13 protein-coding genes are annotated in these 16,984 nt (G+C 73.0%); all 13 read right to left on the reverse strand.

Annotated features, from left to right (window positions below; translation table 11 throughout):
- Positions 1-25: 25 nt before the first annotated feature.
- The 13 genes from QOM21_RS07265 to QOM21_RS07325 all read right to left on the reverse strand — a co-directional run bounded on the left by QOM21_RS07265 (position 26) and on the right by QOM21_RS07325 (position 16,923).
- On the reverse strand, positions 26-1,429 hold the full coding sequence (locus QOM21_RS07265; RefSeq protein ID WP_407548915.1) for an alkaline phosphatase family protein: 1,404 nt from the start codon (positions 1,427-1,429) through the stop codon (positions 26-28).
- On the reverse strand, positions 1,426-2,667 hold the full coding sequence (gene eboE / locus QOM21_RS07270; RefSeq protein WP_407548916.1) for a metabolite traffic protein EboE: 1,242 nt from the start codon (positions 2,665-2,667) through the stop codon (positions 1,426-1,428). The genes QOM21_RS07265 and eboE overlap by 4 nt, the downstream gene beginning before the upstream one ends.
- Positions 2,668-2,680: 13 nt before the next feature.
- Positions 2,681-3,529 carry a TatD family hydrolase gene (locus QOM21_RS07275; protein ID WP_407548917.1) on the reverse strand — a complete coding sequence of 283 codons (849 nt, stop codon included), beginning with the start codon at positions 3,527-3,529 and terminating at the stop codon, positions 2,681-2,683.
- 23 nt (positions 3,530-3,552) lie between these two features.
- Positions 3,553-4,335 (reverse strand): EboA domain-containing protein, encoded by a 783-nt coding sequence (locus QOM21_RS07280; RefSeq protein WP_407548918.1) that lies wholly within the window; start codon positions 4,333-4,335, stop codon positions 3,553-3,555.
- Positions 4,329-5,252: a sugar phosphate isomerase/epimerase family protein gene (locus tag QOM21_RS07285; RefSeq protein ID WP_407548919.1), complete on the reverse strand. Its 924-nt coding sequence runs from the start codon at positions 5,250-5,252 to the stop codon at positions 4,329-4,331. Before QOM21_RS07285 ends, QOM21_RS07280 begins: the two co-directional genes overlap by 7 nt.
- Positions 5,249-6,448 carry an SCO3242 family prenyltransferase gene (locus tag QOM21_RS07290; protein WP_407548920.1) on the reverse strand — a complete coding sequence of 400 codons (1,200 nt, stop codon included), beginning with the start codon at positions 6,446-6,448 and terminating at the stop codon, positions 5,249-5,251. The genes QOM21_RS07285 and QOM21_RS07290 overlap by 4 nt, the downstream gene beginning before the upstream one ends.
- Positions 6,449-6,729: 281 nt before the next feature.
- Positions 6,730-7,962 (reverse strand): inositol-3-phosphate synthase, encoded by a 1,233-nt coding sequence (locus QOM21_RS07295; RefSeq protein WP_407548921.1) that lies wholly within the window; start codon positions 7,960-7,962, stop codon positions 6,730-6,732.
- Positions 7,962-9,323 (reverse strand): ThuA domain-containing protein, encoded by a 1,362-nt coding sequence (locus QOM21_RS07300; RefSeq protein ID WP_407548922.1) that lies wholly within the window; start codon positions 9,321-9,323, stop codon positions 7,962-7,964. Before QOM21_RS07300 ends, QOM21_RS07295 begins: the two co-directional genes overlap by 1 nt.
- Before the next feature lie 165 nt (positions 9,324-9,488).
- Positions 9,489-12,158, reverse strand: coding sequence for a PQQ-dependent sugar dehydrogenase (locus tag QOM21_RS07305; protein WP_407548923.1), 2,670 nt, complete (start codon positions 12,156-12,158; stop codon positions 9,489-9,491).
- Positions 12,159-12,356: 198 nt separating this feature from the next.
- Positions 12,357-13,361, reverse strand: coding sequence for a sugar phosphate isomerase/epimerase family protein (locus QOM21_RS07310; protein WP_407548924.1), 1,005 nt, complete (start codon positions 13,359-13,361; stop codon positions 12,357-12,359).
- A gap of 109 nt (positions 13,362-13,470) precedes the next feature.
- On the reverse strand, positions 13,471-14,646 hold the full coding sequence (locus QOM21_RS07315; RefSeq protein ID WP_407548925.1) for a Gfo/Idh/MocA family protein: 1,176 nt from the start codon (positions 14,644-14,646) through the stop codon (positions 13,471-13,473).
- 112 nt (positions 14,647-14,758) lie between these two features.
- Positions 14,759-15,835, reverse strand: a complete 1,077-nt coding sequence (locus QOM21_RS07320) for a substrate-binding domain-containing protein (protein WP_407548926.1) — start codon at positions 15,833-15,835, stop codon at positions 14,759-14,761.
- Positions 15,832-16,923, reverse strand: coding sequence for an ABC transporter permease (locus QOM21_RS07325; protein ID WP_407548927.1), 1,092 nt, complete (start codon positions 16,921-16,923; stop codon positions 15,832-15,834). Before QOM21_RS07325 ends, QOM21_RS07320 begins: the two co-directional genes overlap by 4 nt.
- Positions 16,924-16,984 lie beyond the last annotated feature (61 nt).

Below are 16,984 nucleotides of genomic sequence, written 5' to 3' on the forward strand. Positions count from 1 at the left end.
GGCGACCTGGCCCGGCACGGGCCGGTCAGGTGAGTCGGGCGAGGCGGAGCAGCAGCGGCTTGATGTCGGTGGCCTCGGGGGCGTCCGGCAGGGTGTCCGGCTGCGAGCAGATGAGGACCGGGCCGTCGGCGGCATCGGCCGGCAGCAGGCCGTGGCTGCCGCGGACCGGCTCGGGGTCGAGCGGGACGACGGCCATGCGGTAGCGCATCCCGGTCTTCTTGCGGGCCAGCGCTGTCGCGGCGCGCAGGCGGACGTACGGGTCCCGCGGGTCCATGAAGAGTTCCGCCGGGTCGTAGCCCGGCTTGCGGTGGATCTCGACGAGCCGGGCGAAGTCGGGGGCGTGGGCGTCGTCGAGCCAGTAGTAGTACGTGAACCAGGCGTCCCGCTCGGCCAGCGCGACGAGTTCGCCGGCGCGTGGGTGATCGATGCCGTACTCCTTCTTGCCCTCGTCGTCCAGGAGTTGGGCGAGGCCGGGGAGGTCGGCGAGCGCCGCGCGCGTGGCGGCGAGGTCTTCGGGGCGGCGGACGTAGACGTGCGCGATCTGGTGGTCGGCGACGGCGAAGGCGCGGGACGCGGTGGGGTCGAGGTACTCCATGCCGTCCTGGGTGTGTACCTCCAGCAGTCCGGCCGTGCGCAGCGCCCGGTTGATGTCGACCGGGCGGCGCACCCGCGTGATGCCGTACTCGGAGAGCGCGACGACGGTGGTGCCGGCGTTGCGCGCGTCGTCGAGGAGGGGCGCGAGGACGGTGTCCAGGGCGCTCGCCGCGGCGTGGGCGCGGGGGTCGTCGGGACCGTAGCGCTGGAGGTCGTAGTCCAGGTGCGGCAGGTAGGCGAGGGTGAGGTCGGGGCGGCGGGTGCGGTGGAGGTGCCGGGTGGCATCGGTGATCCACTGCGACGAGGCGAGCGAGGCGGTCGGGCCCCAGTAGGTGAAGAGGGGGAACGGGCCGAGCAGATCGGTCAGTTCGTCGTGCAGGGCGGGCGGCCGGGTGTAGCAGTCGGGTTCCTTGCGGCCGTCGGCGTAGTAGATGGGGCGCGGGGTCACGGTCCAGTCGGTGTCGGCTCCCATGGCGTACCACCAGCAGACGTTGGCGACGGTGTAGCCGGGGTGCGCGCGGCGGGCGGCGTCCCAGACCTTGTCGCCGCCCACGAGGGCGTTGTGCTGCCGCCAGAGGTGGACCTCGCCGACGTCGCGGAAGTACCAGCCGTTGCCGACGATGCCGTGCTCGGCGGGGGTCGTGCCGGTGAGGAAGGTCGACTGGACGCTGCAGGTGACGGCGGGCAGGACGGTGCCCAAGGGGCGCCGCTCGCCGGCCTCGGCGAGGGCGGACAGATGTGGCATGTGGCGCAGGAGGCGCGGGGTGAGGCCGACGACGTCGAGGACGAGCAGCCGCTGCACGCCGTCGGCGCCGGGTGCGGTGGGGTCGGTCACGGCAGCTCCTTGAGGCCGAGGTCGGTCAACAGGTCGCGAGCCAGGGACAGTTCGGCGGCGATACCGTCGATCAGCCGGGCGCGGCTGCGGGGGCGCAGCGCGGCCGGCAGCGCCTGCCAGGTGTACGTCTCGACCTCCAGGTGATGCGTACGCGGCGCCGGTTCGCCGACCAGGAGGGCGAGGGTGTCCTGGAGGACGGCCATGGTGGAGGTGAGCGGCGGCTCGGGCGGGGCGTGCAGCGGCACGTGGAAGTGGGCGCGCCAGGGGGCGGTGGTGGGCAGGCCGCCTCCGTCGGCGAGCGCTTCGTCGAGGTCGTCGGTGGCCCGCAGCGTGCCCTGCGGACTGCGGGTCCTGGTCTGGTGCAGGAACCGCGGTTCGGCGAACGCGCCGAGGGCCGCGCGCACTTCGGGCCGGTCGGGGTGTTCGGCGTGCAGCGCGGCGGACAGCTGGGACTTGACGATGGGCACCGCCGCCCGCTGCAGCGCGTCGAGGGCGCTCGCCGGGTCCTCGAAGGAGGTGGCGAGGTGGCAGGTGTCGACGCAGATGCCGATGCGGGGTTGCCGGGCAGGGGGCTGTCCCGCGGCGTGCGGGGTGCCGTCGGCGCGGTCCCGGTTGACGGCACCGAGGGGACCGATCGCGTCCGCGGTGGTCTCGACGGTGCAGCCGGGTTCGGGCTCCAGGCCGACGCGGACGGAACGGCCGGTGAGCTCGTGCAGCGCGTCCAGCCGCTCGGCGAGGAGACGCAGCGCGTCGAGGGCGGTGTCCTGCCGTTCGGTGGCGCCGCGGACCGGGTCGAAGTCGGTGCGCCAGCCGAGGGGGAGGGTGGAGATGGTGCCTTCGGTGGCGTCGTCGGGGAGCAGGGCGGTCAGCAGCCGCGCCAGGTCGGTGGTGTGGTCCAGCCGTTCGGGTTCGGTCCAATCGGGCCGGTAGACACGGTATTTGACGTGCTGGTCGCCGAATCCCTGGTAGGGGAAGCCGTTGAGGGTGACCACTTCGAGGCCGCGGCCGTCCAGCTCACCGCGGAGCCGGCGCAGCGCCACGGGGTCGGCGGTCAGTGCGCGGGCGGCGTCCCTGGCGAGCCAGAGCCCGATGCCCAGTCGGTCGCGGCCCAGGCGCTTGCGGACCGGTTCGCAGTGGTCGCGGAGCTGGGTGAGCACGCCGTCGAGGGTCTCGGCGGGGTGGACGTTGGTGCAGTAGGCCAGGTGGACGGTGGAGCCGTCGGGGTGGCGGAAGCGCATGCCGGTGCCCTCCTCATTCCCCGCCGCGCAGGATGGAGTTGCCCTCGTACAGCGCGCCGGGTGGCGCGGTGTGCAGGTCGAGGCGGCCGCTCTGTCCGTAGAAGGCGGCGGGGTTGCGCCACAGCACCTTGTCGACGTCGTCCTCGGTGAAGCCGGCCGCGAGCATGGCGTCACCGGCCTGCCGGGTGGTGAGCGGATCACTGCGGCCCCAGTCCGCCGCGGAGTTGACCATGATCCGGTCGGTGCCGTGCAGGCGCAGGATCCGCACCATGCGCTCGGCGTCCATCTTGGTGTCGGGGTAGAGGGAGAAGCCCAGCCAGCAGCCGCTGTCGGCGGCCTCGCCCACGGTGGTCTCGTTGAGATGGTCGAGGACCACCCGCTCGGGGGCGAGGGCGGACTCGCGCAGCACGTCGAGGGTCCGGCGGAGCCCGGCGGCCTTGTCCCGGTGGGGGGTGTGGACGAGCGCCGGCAGGCCGTGCTCGGCGGCGAGCTGGAGCTGGGTGGCGAGGGCGGTGTCCTCGGCCGGGGTCATGGAGTCGTAGCCGATCTCGCCGACGGCGACGACGGAGTCCTTCGCGAGGTAGCGGGGCAGCGCGTCCAGGACGGGCGTGCAGCGCGGGTCGTTGGCCTCTTTGGGGTTCAGCGCCAGCGTGCAGTGGTGGGCGATGCCGTACTGCGCGGCGCGGAAGGGCTCCCAGCCGAGGAGGGAGTCGAAGTAGTCGAAGAAGGCGGCGGCCGAGGTACGGGGCTGCCCCAGCCAGAAGGACGGTTCGACGACGGCCCGGACGCCGACGGCGTGCATGGCCTCGTAGTCGTCGGTGGTGCGGGAGGTCATGTGGATGTGCGGGTCGAAGATGCGCATCGGGACTCCTCGCGTGGTGGGGGTCAGGCCGTTGCCGGTGGTACGGCGGGGAGCCGGGGCGGCTCGGTGGGCGGGGCGGGCCGGTCGGCGGTGCGGGCCGGGCGGGTGAGGGAAAGGACGTGGTGGAGGTCGTCGGGTACGGCGCGGCCCGCGGCGGTGCGTTCGCGGGCGTAGTCGCCCAGCATCCGGGCCAGTTCGGTGTCGCCCCCGGCCCGCTGCGCGAGCCCGGCGACGGCGCGCACCGGTACACCGGTGAACAGGCACTTCAGGACGGCGTGCCGCCAGGCGTGCGCGTCGAGGTGGAGTGCGGCGTACGGCCCGACGGCCGCCGCGACCAGCCGGGTGTCGTTGGTGCGCAGGGCGTCCTCGACCAGTGGCCGGGCTCCCGGGCCGAGCCCCAGGTGGGGCAGGGCGGCGAGGACGGCGCGGCGCTCGGCGGCCGTGCCGTGCGCGTACAGCCGGGTCACCGTCGGGACGTCGGCCCGGGCGGCACACAGGATGAGGACGCGGGCGGCCTCGGCCGCTTCGGGGTCGGCGGCGTGCGGCGGCTCCCGCCGGGTGCAGTGCCGCCCCGCCTCGGCGAACCGCTTCTCCCAGGGCGGGAACTCCCCTGCGGGCGGCTCGGGCGCCCCAAGGTCGGGAGAGGGGCCGGTGGGGTGGTCCGCGTCGGCGGCCGGCCGGGCGGAGGTGGCGGTGTGGCCGGCTTCGGTCAGGGAGGCGGTGAGCCAGACACGGGCCGTGGTGTGCAGGCGGGTGTGCAGGGCGGTGTACAGCCGGGGGATCCGGCCGTCCGCGGTGGTCAGCATGAGGGGGCTCCGGCGGGGCCGACGAGAAGGGCGGTGGGCTGCTCCGGTGCGGTGCCGCCGGCGGCCGCGGCCGCCCGGAGGAAGCGCAGTGAGGATTCGGCGAGCCGGGGGCCGGCGTGGGAGTGGCGGGGCAGTTCGACCCCCACGAGGCCCCGGTAGCCGATGTCCTGGAGTGCCTGGAGGACCGGCGGGAAGTCGATCTCGCCCGTGCCGAACGGCAGGTGCTCGTGCACACCTCGCCGCATGTCCTCGATCTGGACGTGCCGGAGCCAGGGCGCGGCGGCCCGTACGCACGCGGCGGGCGGATCGGGTTCCAGGCACTGGCAGTGGCCGATGTCGAGGGTCAGGCCCAGGAGCGCGGCGGGCGGGTCGCCGAGGTCGGTGCGCAGCCTGTGGAACCCGGCGAGGTCACCGACGAGGTGGCCCGGCTCGGGTTCGACGGCGAGCGGCACCCCGGCTTCCGAAGCCGCGTCGAGGACGGGGCCGAGGGCGTCGACGAGCCGGTGCCGGGCGGTGTCCTCGGGGGTGTCGTCGGGCCGCACGCCGCTGAAGCAGTGAACCGCCGTTGCACCCAGGTCGGCGGCTACGCGTACCGCGGTGCGCAGCAGTCCGGTGCGTTGCGCGCGGGCGTCCGGGTCGGGGTCGAGGAGCGTGGGGTGGTGTTTGCGGTACGGGTCCAGGACGTAGCGTGCGCCTGTCTCGATGGCCACGGAGAGGCCCAACGCGTCGAGCCTGCGGGCGACATGGGCGGTCCTGGCCTGCAGGTCGGGGGCGAGCGGGTCGAGGTGCATGTGGTCGAGGGTCAGCGAGACACCGTCGTAGCCGAGGTCGGCGAGAAGGGCGAGGGCGTCGGTGAGGCGGAGGTCGGTGAGGCCGTTGGTTCCGTAGGCCAGCCGCAGGGCGGGCGTCGTCGTCATGTCGGGCTGACCTTCCTCGACAGCCGCCGTGCGGCGGGGATGAGCGCCAGCAGCGCGGCGCCGGTACCGGGTGCTCCGGCTCGGGCGGTGAGCGCCGCCTGGAGCGGGATCATGGCGCGGATGCCGCCGCCGACGGCGCGTTGGAGGAAGTACGGCGAGGGGTTGAGGGCCGCCTGGAGGAGCGGGCGGGCGGCCGTGGCGGTATAGCCGGCGACCAGGGCGGCGGTGACGGCGGTGGTCGCGGGTGTGTCGCGGACCGCGCGGGGCAGGGCGGCCGACACCGCCCGGGAGAGACGGCGCACGGTCCCGGCGGGGCGCGACGTGGCGAGTACGGTCCCGGTGCGCCGGGGAACGGGCGTCGAGGACGGCGCGGCCGTCCTGCTCCGGCCGGCACCGGCCCGCGCGACGGCGGCGACGGCGGCCAGACCGGTGAGCGGCAGACCGGCGGAACTGCCGTGCGCCTCGCGGCGCGAGACGGTGGTGACGGCCAGGGTGTGGGCCCCGAGCAGCGCCGCGGAGGGCAGGGCCGCGAAGGCTCGCCGCCGTGCCCCGGCAGCCTGCCGGAGCGGACCGGCCGTGGTCGGCGCTCCCGCAATGTGGCGCGGGCCGGTGGCAACGGCTCCCTGGAGGAGGTCCAGCGCGCGGGCGCAGGCCATCGCGGCGGGTCCCGCCGGGGTGTTCTTGAGGTACAGGTCGTAGGCCCAGACCGTGCCGGCGAGGGCGGTGCCGGTGAGCAGGGCGGGGCGGCCGGCCGCCGCGGCGAGGGCGAGGCCGGCGGCGGTCAGTCCGGAGGCCGCGGCGAACGCGGCGGCCGGGCGGATCCGGCCGGACGGAAGGGGCCGGCCGGGGCGTTCGACGGCGTCGATGCCGCGGTCGGCCCAGTCGTTGAGCGCCATCCCGGCCTCGTAGAGGCAGAGCGACGAGCAGGTGGCGAGAAGGGTGCGGTGGTCGGGCCGGTGGCCGCCGGCCGCGGCACCCGCCAGCAGGTCGCCTGGGACGGTGAAGAGGGCGGAGACGCGCAGCAGTTCGGCCCAGGCGCGCCCCGTCGCGCGGACGGAGGAGGCACCGGCGGGAACGGGAGCGGCAACGGGGACTGACCGGCGGGCGGTGCGGGCCGGGCCTTCTTCCAGAGGCCCGGCCGCGCCCGTGCGCCCGGTGACGGAATCCCCCACAGAGCCCGCCACCGGGCCGCTCATGACAGGCGGCGTCCGCGCACCGCCCCGGGGCGCCGCACTGCCCGAACCGGCCGGAAAGCCACCCGGGCGGACGCCCTGCCTGTCTCCGGCTTCCCCTTGCTCCGCCGGTTCATGCCTCCGGCGGCCGGCTCCTTGCGACGCATCAGTGGCACCCACCGCCCGTGGCCCTCGCGCCGCGTCCGGCCCGTTCATCTCTCGCTCACCCGCCACCTCACCAGCCCCTTTCGCCTCACGTCCACCTGTCGGCACACCGGTCTCCGCGTCGCCCCCGACCGCCCCGCTCACGGGCGCCGCCCCGCGCGCAGCCGGTCGGCGAAGGCGACGAGGTCCGCGTACTGGTCGGAGAGGGCGGACGGGCCGCCGTCCGGGTCCTTGAAGTAGAAGCCGAGTGCGGGTTGCGGTCCGGACATGCCGACGGCGTGGGCGGCGGCAAGCAGCCGGGCCAGGTCCAGGATGAGGGGCGCGGCGAGTGCCGAGTCGCAGCCCTGCCAGATGGTCTGCAAAATCATCCGGTTGCCGAGGAACCCGTCGAAGGCGATGTGGTCCCAGGCGGTTTTCCAGTCGCCGAGTGCCGGGACGTTGTCGATGTGCACCTCACCCGCGGGCAGCTCACCGAGGGTGTCGGACAGCACGCGCGCCTTCCCCGCGTTCTTCGCGGCCGCGGCACCGGGCTCCTGGAGGGTCGCGCCGTCGCCGCCACCGAGCAGGTTGGTGCCGGACCAGGCGCGTACGGCGAGCACCCGCTGGCTGAACATCGGGGCGAGCACACTGCGCAGCAGGGTCTGGCCCGTCTTGCCGTCGCGGCCCGCGTACGGCAGCCCGCTCACGGCCGCCATCTCCTGGAGGAGGGGGTGGTGCAGGCCCGTGGAGGGGGTGAAGTTGAGGTAGGGGCAGCCGGCGCGCAGCGCGGCGTGCGCGTAGAGCGAGCTGGTCGGCAGCCGGTCCGCACGGGGGTCCTGGGGGGCCGGCTCGGTGGCGGCGACGTTGATCACGACGGTGCGGTCGAGGCCGTGGTCGCGGCGGAACGCGCGCAGATCGGCGGCGAAGGCCGCGACCAGCTCGGCGTCGTCGCGGGTGTCGCCGCTCTGCGGGCCGCCGGGACGGATCGCGGCGTCCGCGGCGGCGAGTTCGGCGTGCACGGCACGCGGCAGGCCGGGCGGCAGGACGCCGCCCGCGGCCAGTTCCTCGGCGCGTTTGGGGAGCGGGCAGGAGGCGATGTCGTGACCGCCGAAGACGAGGGAGGCCAGCGGCGGCAGGGCCGGGACGGGCGGCTCGGTGAACGGGCCGGTCTCGGTGACCATGCCGGTGGGCGGGTGCAGGCCCGCGGTGAGCGCGGCGCAGCCGGCGATCACGGTGGTGGCGACCGAGCCGCGGGCGCCGATCAGCCAGACCCCGGTGCGGCCGGGCGGCGCGCCCTGCTCCCCCGCGGTGACGTCCCCGGCCCGGTCCGCTGCCGCCGCCCCGGGGGCCGGGGCCTGCTCCGCGGGCGTTCCGTCAGAATGCCGTCGGGCCATCACTTGCCACCCTTCCCCCGTGTCCCGCCCGCCGGGGTGTCCGGCAGTTCCTTCACCCGGATGTTGCGGAAGGACACCTCGTCGTCGGCACCGTGGTTCTGGATGCCGATGTGTCCCTGGCGCAGGCTGCGGGCGGGGTCGGTGTTGGTGAAATCGTTGATCTTGCGGCCGTTGAGCCGGATCTGCAGGCGTTCGCCCTGCACACGGATCTCGTAGGTGTTCCAGGCGCCCGGCGGGTTCAGCGCGGCGTCGCGGGCCGCGATGTCGGCGGCCTGGAAGGTGTAGACGGAGCCGGTCGTCCGGTCGGGGGCGTCACTCGCGTCGATCTGGATCTCGTAGCCGTTGTCGACGGCGATCCAGGGGTCGTCCGAGGGCGGGAAGCCCACGAAGATCCCGGAGTTGTCGTCCCCGGTCATCTTCCAGTCGAGCTTGAGGGAGTAGGCGCCGAACTCCTCGGCCTCGTACCAGAGGAGGCCCATGCCGCCGGAGGACGTCAGGGTGCCGTCGTCGAGGGTGAAGGATCCGGGCCCGGCCTGTTTCCAGCCGTCCGTCGAGGTGCCGTCGAAGAGCGGGCGGTAGCCCTGTTCGGGGCGGCAGTCGGCCTGCGCGGCGCCGGTGGCGTAGCGGATGCCGCCCAGCAGGTGGGTGCGGAACGCCGGTTCCGCGTAGGACTCCTTGGTGTGGCCCGCGCCGGTGTAGAAGGCACGTCCGCCTCGGTATTCCTGGCACCAGGAGAGCGGGTGGTCGCCGTTCATGTTCCCGCCGCTGTATGTCGACTCGTCGAGGGTGGCGAGGACATGGGCGCGCTCACGCGGATTGGTGCGGTAGTTGTACCACTCGTCCGTGCGGTTCCAGGCGCCGTCCAGGTGGGCGGTGGCGGGGTGGGCGCGGTCCTCGACACGGACGGTGGCGGGCTGGATGGCCGGGTGGGAGTCGAAGTAGGCGCCGGCGAGACCGCCGTAGAAGGGCCAGTCGTATTCGGTGTCGGCGGCGGCGTGCACCCCGACGTACCCTCCCCCGTCGGCTATGTAGCGCTCGAAGGCGTCCTGCTGGCCGCTGTCGAGGACATCGCCGGTGGTGGAGAGGAAGACGACGGCGTCGTAGCGCGCGAGGTCGGTGTCGTTGAAGGTGGCGGCGTCCTCGGTGGCGTCGACGGCGAAGCCGTTCTGGTTGCCGAGTTCCTCGACGGCGGCGATTGCGTCGGGAATGGAGTCGTGGCGGAAGCCCGCGGTCTTGGAGAAGACCAGGACGCGGCTCTCGTCGTCGCCGGGGACGGGTGCGGCGGCGCCGGGGAGGGCCATGGCGGCGAGGAGGGTGGCGGCCGCGGCGGCCGTGACGCCCAGGCGTGCGGAGGGGTGCATCGGGTGTCCTTCCTCCGGGCGGGGCGTACGGAGCGGTGGGCCCGCCGGTTGCGGCGGGTGGGTCCGGTCCGTACGCCCCGGTCGGCGGGTGTCAGCCGTGGGACGGCTGTCGGCGGTGGTGCGGGTCAGCCGTGCTGCGGGGCGGCGGGGTCGGCGCCGTGGGCCTCACCCGGTGGTGAAGGTGAAGTCGTCCACGTCGTAGAGGGCCTCGCTGCCGCTGCCCTTGAAGACGAGGTAGAGCGTCGTGGTGCCGTCCCGTGGTGCCTTGAGATCGGCGCTGACGTCGGCGTAGGTCTCCCAGCCGCCGGTCACCGGGACCTCGGCGGAGCCGATGAGTTTGCCGTCGGCCGAACCGGTACGGATCTCCAGGGTGCCGCCGGTGCCCGCCGAGGCGATCCGCGCGGTGATCTTCTTGGCGTTGCCGACGATGTACGGCGTGAAGGCGATCCAGTCGCCGTTGTGGATCTCGCCGACGGTCCGGCCGCCGTGTGCCGGGGTGTGCGAGACGATCTTGACGCCCTCGGAGGTGTCGAAGTGCTCGGCCTGCCGGTGCTTGGGCTGGACGATGTTCTGATCGTGCGTGGTCAGCGCGGGCTGGCCGTTGGCACCCTTGTCGGTGTACTCCGCGTCGAAGACTCCGAAGATGTTGGCGTTGGGGTCGTGCTCGCCGTCCGCGAGGGTCTGCAGGGTGCCTTCGCAGCCGTTGGCCGACGTGACGGGGTGCCCGTGGCTGTCGTGGCCGAGGATGTGGGTCACCTTGACCTTGCTGCAGTCGATCTCGCCGTCCTCGGGGTCACTGACCTTCACCTTGAACGGCACCTTGTCACCGAAGGTGAACAGCTGCCCGTCACCGGGGAGTTCGAGGGTCACCTTGGGCGCGGTGTTGCCGACGGTCAGGTGCACACTGGCCGACCCGGTGCGGCCGGTACCGTCCTTGGCGGTGACGGTCGCGGTGTAGGTCCCGTTCTTGGTGTACGTGTGCGCCGGGTTCTGTCCGGTGGCGGTGGCGCCGTCCCCGAAGTCCCAGCTGTAGCTGAGGGCTCCGCCGTCCGCGTCGGTGGCCGAGGCGGTGAACTTCGCGGCCAGCGGCGCCTGCCCCGAGGTCTTGTCGACCTTGGCCGCGGCGACCGGTGAGTGGCCGTCGGTGGCGTTCTCGATGCGGTACAGCGCGGAGTTCTCGTCGCCGTTGAAGTAGCCGGTGCCGTAGTCCAGGACGTACAGCGCGCCGTCGGGGCCGAAGGCCATGTCCATGACCTGGGTGCCGGCCCAGGGGAAGGCGTTGATGGACGACACGGTGCCGTCGTCGGTCTTGTCGATGCGCTTGATCCAGGCCCGGCCGAACTCCCCGGCGAAGAAGTTGTTGTCGTAGGACTCGGGGAACTTCACCTTGGAGTCGGACGCGGCGTCGTAGTGGTAGACCGGGCCGCCCATGGGCGATTCCGAGCCGGTGCCGAACTCGGGCACCGAGCCGCCGTCGTAGGGGATCCAGGCGGGCTGGGCGGCCGGCAGGTCGGTGAGGCCGGTATTGAGCGCCGAGGTGTTCTTGGGGGCCGCGCAGTCGAAGGCCGCTCCCGAGGTGCCGGTGGCGAAGTCGTAGTCGATGTACGCGTCGTTCTTGCCGGTGCAGAACGGCCAGCCGAAGTTGCCGGGCTTGGTGATGCGGGCGAACTCGACCTGCCCTGCCGGGCCGCGCTTGGGGTCGGCGGAGCCGGCGTCCGGGCCGTAGTCGCCGACGTAGACGATGCCGGTGGGCTTGTCGACGCTCATCCGGAACGGGTTGCGGAAGCCCATGGCGTAGATCTCGGGCCGCGTCTTCTCGGTCCCCTGCGGGAAGAGGTTGCCGTCCGGGACGGTGTACGAGCCGTCGTCCGCCACCTTGATGCGCAGGATCTTGCCGCGCAGGTCGTTGGTGTTGCCGGCGCTGCGCCGCGCGTCGTACGCGGGGTTGCGGCCGGCGCGTTCGTCGATGGGGGTGAAGCCGTCGGAGGCGAACGGGTTGGAGTCGTCGCCGGTCGAGAGGTAGAGGTTGCCCTGCGCGTCGAAGTCGATGTCACCGCCGACGTGACAGCAGATGCCGCGGCTGGCGGGGACGTCGAGGATCTTCTTCTCGCTGGCGGTGTCCAGGGTGCCGTCGGTCTTCAGCACGAAGCGGGAGAGGCGGTTGACGCCGTCGAACTTGGCGAAGTCGGCGGCCGTCCCGTCGTTGGGGGCATCGCCCGCGGGGGTGTCCAACTGCGGCGCGTAGTAGAGGTAGATGAAACGGTTGTCGGTGAATCCGGGGTCGACACCGACGCCCTGCAGGCCCTCTTCGTCGTGGGAGTAGACCGGAAGCCTGCCGGCCACGGTGGTGTCGCCGCCGGCGTCGGTCAGCCGCAGCGTGCCGTCCCGTGCGGTGTGCAGCACCGAGCGGTCGGGCAGGACGGCGAGCGTCATCGGCTCGCCCATCTCGGTCTCGCCCTTGGCGAGGGTGACCTGCTGGAAGTCCTCCGCGGCGGCCGAGGCCGCGGCCTTGTCACCGGCCGGGGCGGCGCCGGCGGCCGTCACCCCGGTCAGGGAGAGCGATCCGGCTGCCAGCAGACCGCCGGCGAAGAGAGCGAGGGCCGGGCGGATTCTGCGAAGTCGGTGCCGTTTGCGGTACACGCGGTGCCTCCCGTGCGGGTTGTCGGTGGGGGGAGTTCGCTGTGTTGCGCTGATCTCGCTGCGCTGCGCTTCGGGTACGGGTTCCGCGGCAGCGGAACCGGCCGGGCCGGCGCTCTCGCTGCGTGGGCGGTGCGTCTGCGTCGGTGTGGCGTCGTGGCGGTGCGTCGAGCGGTGCGCGGAGCCGGATGGTGACATGGCGTCAAATATGCAGGTTGGTCACCTGATGTCGGCGTCGTGACGTGGTATCAGCATTCGTGTCATGCGCACGACACGAGGTCGACATCGTCTGGGACGGTAGCCTCATTCGCCGGATCCGGGAAGCCTTCACACAGCAACGACATCGCCTTTTTCTCCGGAGAGGACAAAGACTGGGCCGGCCGGGCCTGACACGGCCTAGTCGGCGCCGCCGAATGCCGCGTCGAAGGAGGCCGTGGGCGGCTCGAAGTCGAACGCCCGCAGCCGGGCCAGCGCCTCGGGGGCGCCCTGCAGCCGGTCCATCCCGGCGTCCTCCCACTCCACCGACACCGGCCCGTCGTAGCCGATCGAGCGGAGCATCCGGAAGACGTCCTCCCACGGCACGTCCCCGTGTCCGGCGGAGACGAAGTCCCAGCCACGGCGCGGGTCGCCCCAGGGCAGGTGGGAGCCGAGCCGCCCGTTGCGGCCGTCCAGGCGGCGCCTGGCCTCCTTGCAGTCCACGTGGTAGATCCGGTCGCGGAAGTCGTAGAGGAAGCCCACCGGGTCCAGGTCCTGCCAGACGAAGTGGCTGGGGTCGAAGTTGAGCCCGAAGGCCGGGCGGTGGCCGACCGCCTCCAGGGCGCGGTGCGTGGTCCAGTAGTCGTAGGCGATCTCGCCGGGGTGCACCTCGTGGGCGAACCGCACGCCCTCGGCGTCGAAGACGTCCAGGACCGGATTCCAGCGGTCGGCGAAGTCCTGGTAGCCGCGCTCGATCATGCCGGGCGGCACCGGGGGGAACATCGCGACCAGGTGCCAGATGGCCGAGCCGGTGAAGCCGATGACGGTGCGCACGCCGAAGGCGGCGGCGGCCCGCGCGGTGTCGGCGATCTCGGCCGCCGCTCGCTGCCGAACCCCTTCGGGCTCGCCGTCGCCCCAGATCCGGGCGGGCAGGATGGCCTGGTGGCGTTCGTCGATCAGCGCGTCGCAGACCGCCTGCCCCACCAGGTGGTTGGAGATCGCCCAGCAGGTGAGTCCGTACTTCTCCAGGAGCTGGTGTCGGCCGGCGAGATATCCCGGCTCCGTCAGCGCCCGGTCGACCTCGAAGTGGTCGCCCCAGCAGGCGAGTTCCAGTCCTTCGTAGCCGAAGTCGCGGGCGAGCCGGCAGACCTCTTCCAGCGGCAGATCGGCCCACTGCCCGGTGAAGAGCGTGAACGGTCTCGGCATTCGAGCCTCCTTGGAGCGGTCGGACACATACGGGGTGCGCGGGAGCACAGCAGGTACAACGAGGACGCGAGGCGCGGGGAGTGCGGGGAGTGCGGGAGATCCGGGGGACTCAGACCGGCACCGGCACCACCGAGGTGAACGCGCAGTTCTTGGCCGCGCTGTCCTCCACCGCCGCCAGTACCCGCTGGACCTGCAGCCCGTCCGCGAAGGACGGCTCCGGCGGCTGCCCGGTGGCGATGGCGTGCACGAGGTCGCGCGCCTGGTGGACGAAGGTGTGCTCGTAGCCGAGGCCGTGACCGGGCGGCCACCACGCCTTCAGGTAGGGGTGTTCCGGCTCGGTGACCAGGATGCGGCGGAACCCGGCGGCGTCGGCCGGTTCGGTCTGGTCGTGGAAGGACAACTCGTTGAGCCGCTCCAGGTCGAAGGCCAGCGAACCGTGCTCACCGTTGAGTTCGATGCGCAGGGAGTTCTTGCGGCCGGCCGCGACCCGGCTGGCCTCGAACGAGGCCAGCGCGCCGGAGGCGAAGCGGCCGGTGAACAGCGCCGCGTCGTCCACGGTGACCCGGCCGCGCCCGCCCCCGGGCAGCGGGCGCTCGGGAACGAAGGTCTCGGTGAGGGCGGAGACACCGGTCAGCCGCTCCCCCGCCAGGTGCTGGGCGAGGTCGACGATATGCGCGCCGAGGTCGCCGAGCGCGCCGGACCCGGCGTGCTCGCGCCGCAGCCGCCAGCCCATCGGCGCCGCGGGGTCCACCAGCCAGTCCTGGAGATAGGCCGCACGGACGTGCCGCAGGCGCCCGATGCGGCCCGCCGTGACCATCCGGCGGGCCAGCGCCAGCGCGGGCGTACGGCGGTAGTTGAAGCCCACCATGGCGATCTGGCCGCGGCCGCGGGCCGCCTCGGCAGCCGCGGTCATCGCCTCCGCCTCGGCGACCGAGTTGGCGAGCGGCTTCTCGCACAGCACGTGCTTGCCCGCCTCCAGGGCGGCGACGGCGATCTCGGCGTGGCTGTCGCCGGGTGTGCAGATGTCGACCAGTTGCACGTCGTCACGGGCGATCAACCGCCGCCAGTCGGTCTCCGTGGCGGCCCAGCCGAGCTTGTCGGCGGCGGCGCGTACGGCGGACGGGTCACGCCCGCAGACGGCGTTCATCGCCGGGCGCAGCGGCAGGTCGAAGACGCGTCCCGCGGTGCGCCACCCCTGGGAGTGGGCGGCGCCCATGAAGGCGTACCCGACCATGCCGACGCCGAGTGCGGGTGCCTGACGGGAGTCCTGCGCGTTGTCTTCCATGAATCACCTCGTCTGTCGACGGTGGGAGGTCGCTCTCCTGCGGCGCGCGGCCGGGCGGCCGCCGCCGGTGCACGGCGGCACCGGGCGGTCCGCGGCCGGTCACCCCGGCCGGTCAGTTGAAGCCGGTGGAGAGGTAGTCGTCGACGTTGTCCTTGGTGACGACGGCGGAGTAGAGGGTGAGGGAGGCCGGGATCTCCAGCTCGGCCATGCCGCCGATGCCCTTGCCCTGGGCGAGGGCGCGCGCCAGGTCGATGGCGGAGGCGGACATCGTCGGCGGGTAGAGCACGGTCGCCTTCAGCACCGAGCCACCGGCCTTGATGGTGTCCATGGCCTTGCGGGAGCCGGCGCCGCCGACCATCAGGAAGCCGTCGCGGCCGGCCTGCTTGATCGCGCGTTCCGCGCCGACCCCCTGGTCGTCGTCGTGGTTCCACAGCGCGTCGAAGTCGGGGTGCGCCTGCAGCAGGCCCGCCATCTTCGACTGGCCGGACTCGACGGTGAAGTCCGCCGCCTGCCGCCCCACCTTCTCGATGTTCGGGTAGTTCTTCAGGGCGTCGTCGAAGCCCTTGGTGCGCTGCCGGGTCAGCTCCAGGTTGTCGATGCCGGCCAGCTCGACGACCTTGGCGCGCTTCTTGCCCTTGAGCTGTTCGCCGATGTAGCGGCCGGCGTTGAGGCCCATGCCGTAGTTGTCACCGCCGATCCAGCAGCGGTATGCCTGCGGCGAGGCGAAGACCCGGTCGAGGTTGACGACGGGGATGCCCGCCCGCATGGCCTTGAGGCCGACCTGGGTGAGGGCCTTGCCGTCGGCCGGGAGGATCACCAGGACGTCGACCTTCTTGTTGATGAGGGTCTCGATCTGGCCGATCTGCTGGGCGGTGTCGTTGGACCCCTCGGTGATCTCCAGGGTGACGTCCTTGTAGCGCGCCGCCCGGGACTTGGCGTTCTCGTTGATGGCGTTGAGCCAGCCGTGGTCGGCCTGCGGCCCGGCGAAGCCGAGGGTGACGTGCCGGCCCGGCTTGTCGTCGATGCCTCCCGCCTGCTGCTCGCTGCTCCCGGCCGCCTTGGCGTTGCTCTCGTTGCTGGTGCAGGCGGTGAGGAAGGCGCCCGCGGACACCGCGGCGGCCCCGAAGAGCATGCCTCTGCGGCTGGTGCGTGGCCCGGTGCCCGGTGCGTGCTCGGTGTGTTCGGTCATGACGTACGGCCCTTCCTCTGGATCAGTACGGCGGCGACGATGATCGCGCCCTTGGCGATCTGCTGGACTGCGGTCTCCAGGTTGTTCAGCGCGAACAGGTTGGTGATGGTGGTGAAGACGAGGACGCCGAGCACGGAGCCGGTGATGGTGCCGCGGCCGCCGCTGAGCAGGGTCCCGCCGATGATCGCGGCGGCGATGGCGTCGAGTTCGTAGAGGTTTCCGTTGGTGTTCTGGCCGGAGCCGGTGAGCACGATGAGCAGGAAGGCCGCGATGCCGCAGCACAGGCCGGACAGCAGATACAGCATCAGCCGCTGGCGCCGGACATCGATCCCGGCGAGCCGGGCGGCCTCGGGGTTGCCGCCGACGGCGACGGTGCGGCGGCCGAAGGTGGTGCGGTTCAGCACCAGCCAGCCGATGGCGGTGACGGCCGCGAAGACCAGCACGATCGGTGGCACGCCGAGCACATAGGCGTCCCGCTGGCCCAGTTCGAGCACCGGCTCGACGGTGACGATCTGGGTGCGGCCCTCACTGATCTGCAGGGCCAGGCCGCGGGCCGAGGCGAGCATGGCGAGGGTGGCGATGAACGGCACCATGCTGCCGAAGCTGACCAGTAGGCCGTTGACGAGTCCGCAGGCCAGGCCGACGGCCAGGGCGCAGAAGAGGATGCCGGCCGCCCCGTACTCCTGGGTGGCCAGGGTCGTCGCCCAGACGGTGGCCAGGGCGACCATCGCGCCGACGGACAGGTCGATGCCGCCGCCGATGATGACGAAGGTGACCCCGACGGTGACCACACCGATGACCGACGCCTGGGTGAGCACGAGTTGGAGGTTCTGCACGCTCAGGAACTGCTCGGGCTCGGTGAGCGCGCCGACCACGACGAGTGCGGCGAGCACCCCCAGCAGCGACAGGTTGCGCAGGTCGAGGCGGGCCCCGAGGCGGCCGCCGGGACGGGCCGAGGCGTGCCGGCTCGGCCGCTCCTTGCGCGGGCCGGACGCGCCGGGCGTCGTTGCGCCCTGCGGGTCGCCCGGCCCGGCCGTGTCGCCGCGGGCGCTCTTGGCGAGGGGGACTCGCCCTTCGGAGGTGTTCACGGTCGATCTCCTCGCAGTGTCGGCGACGGCGCGGCCGGCCGTACGGGTCGCGGATCGCGGG

It is taken from the genome of Streptomyces sp. Pv4-95, from assembly GCF_045782725.1.
GTDB lineage: Bacteria > Actinomycetota > Actinomycetes > Streptomycetales > Streptomycetaceae > Streptomyces.

Excerpts from the sequence above, each read along its gene's own strand:
- QOM21_RS07310 (WP_407548924.1), bottom strand. The coding sequence starts at position 13,361 with ATGCCGAGACCGTTCACGCTCTTCACCGGGCAGTGGGCCGATCTGCCG.
- QOM21_RS07320 (WP_407548926.1), bottom strand. The coding sequence starts at position 15,835 with ATGACCGAACACACCGAGCACGCACCGGGCACCGGGCCACGCACCAGC.
- QOM21_RS07300 (WP_407548922.1), bottom strand. The coding sequence starts at position 9,323 with ATGCACCCCTCCGCACGCCTGGGCGTCACGGCCGCCGCGGCCGCCACC.
- QOM21_RS07285 (WP_407548919.1), bottom strand. The coding sequence starts at position 5,252 with ATGACGACGACGCCCGCCCTGCGGCTGGCCTACGGAACCAACGGCCTC.
- eboE (WP_407548916.1), bottom strand. The coding sequence starts at position 2,667 with ATGCGCTTCCGCCACCCCGACGGCTCCACCGTCCACCTGGCCTACTGC.
- QOM21_RS07295 (WP_407548921.1), bottom strand. The coding sequence starts at position 7,962 with ATGGCCCGACGGCATTCTGACGGAACGCCCGCGGAGCAGGCCCCGGCC.
- QOM21_RS07290 (WP_407548920.1), bottom strand. The coding sequence starts at position 6,448 with ATGAGCGGCCCGGTGGCGGGCTCTGTGGGGGATTCCGTCACCGGGCGC.
- QOM21_RS07305 (WP_407548923.1), bottom strand. The coding sequence starts at position 12,158 with ATGTCACCATCCGGCTCCGCGCACCGCTCGACGCACCGCCACGACGCC.
- QOM21_RS07275 (WP_407548917.1), bottom strand. The coding sequence starts at position 3,529 with ATGCGCATCTTCGACCCGCACATCCACATGACCTCCCGCACCACCGAC.
- QOM21_RS07315 (WP_407548925.1), bottom strand. The coding sequence starts at position 14,646 with ATGGAAGACAACGCGCAGGACTCCCGTCAGGCACCCGCACTCGGCGTC.
- QOM21_RS07280 (WP_407548918.1), bottom strand. The coding sequence starts at position 4,335 with ATGCTGACCACCGCGGACGGCCGGATCCCCCGGCTGTACACCGCCCTG.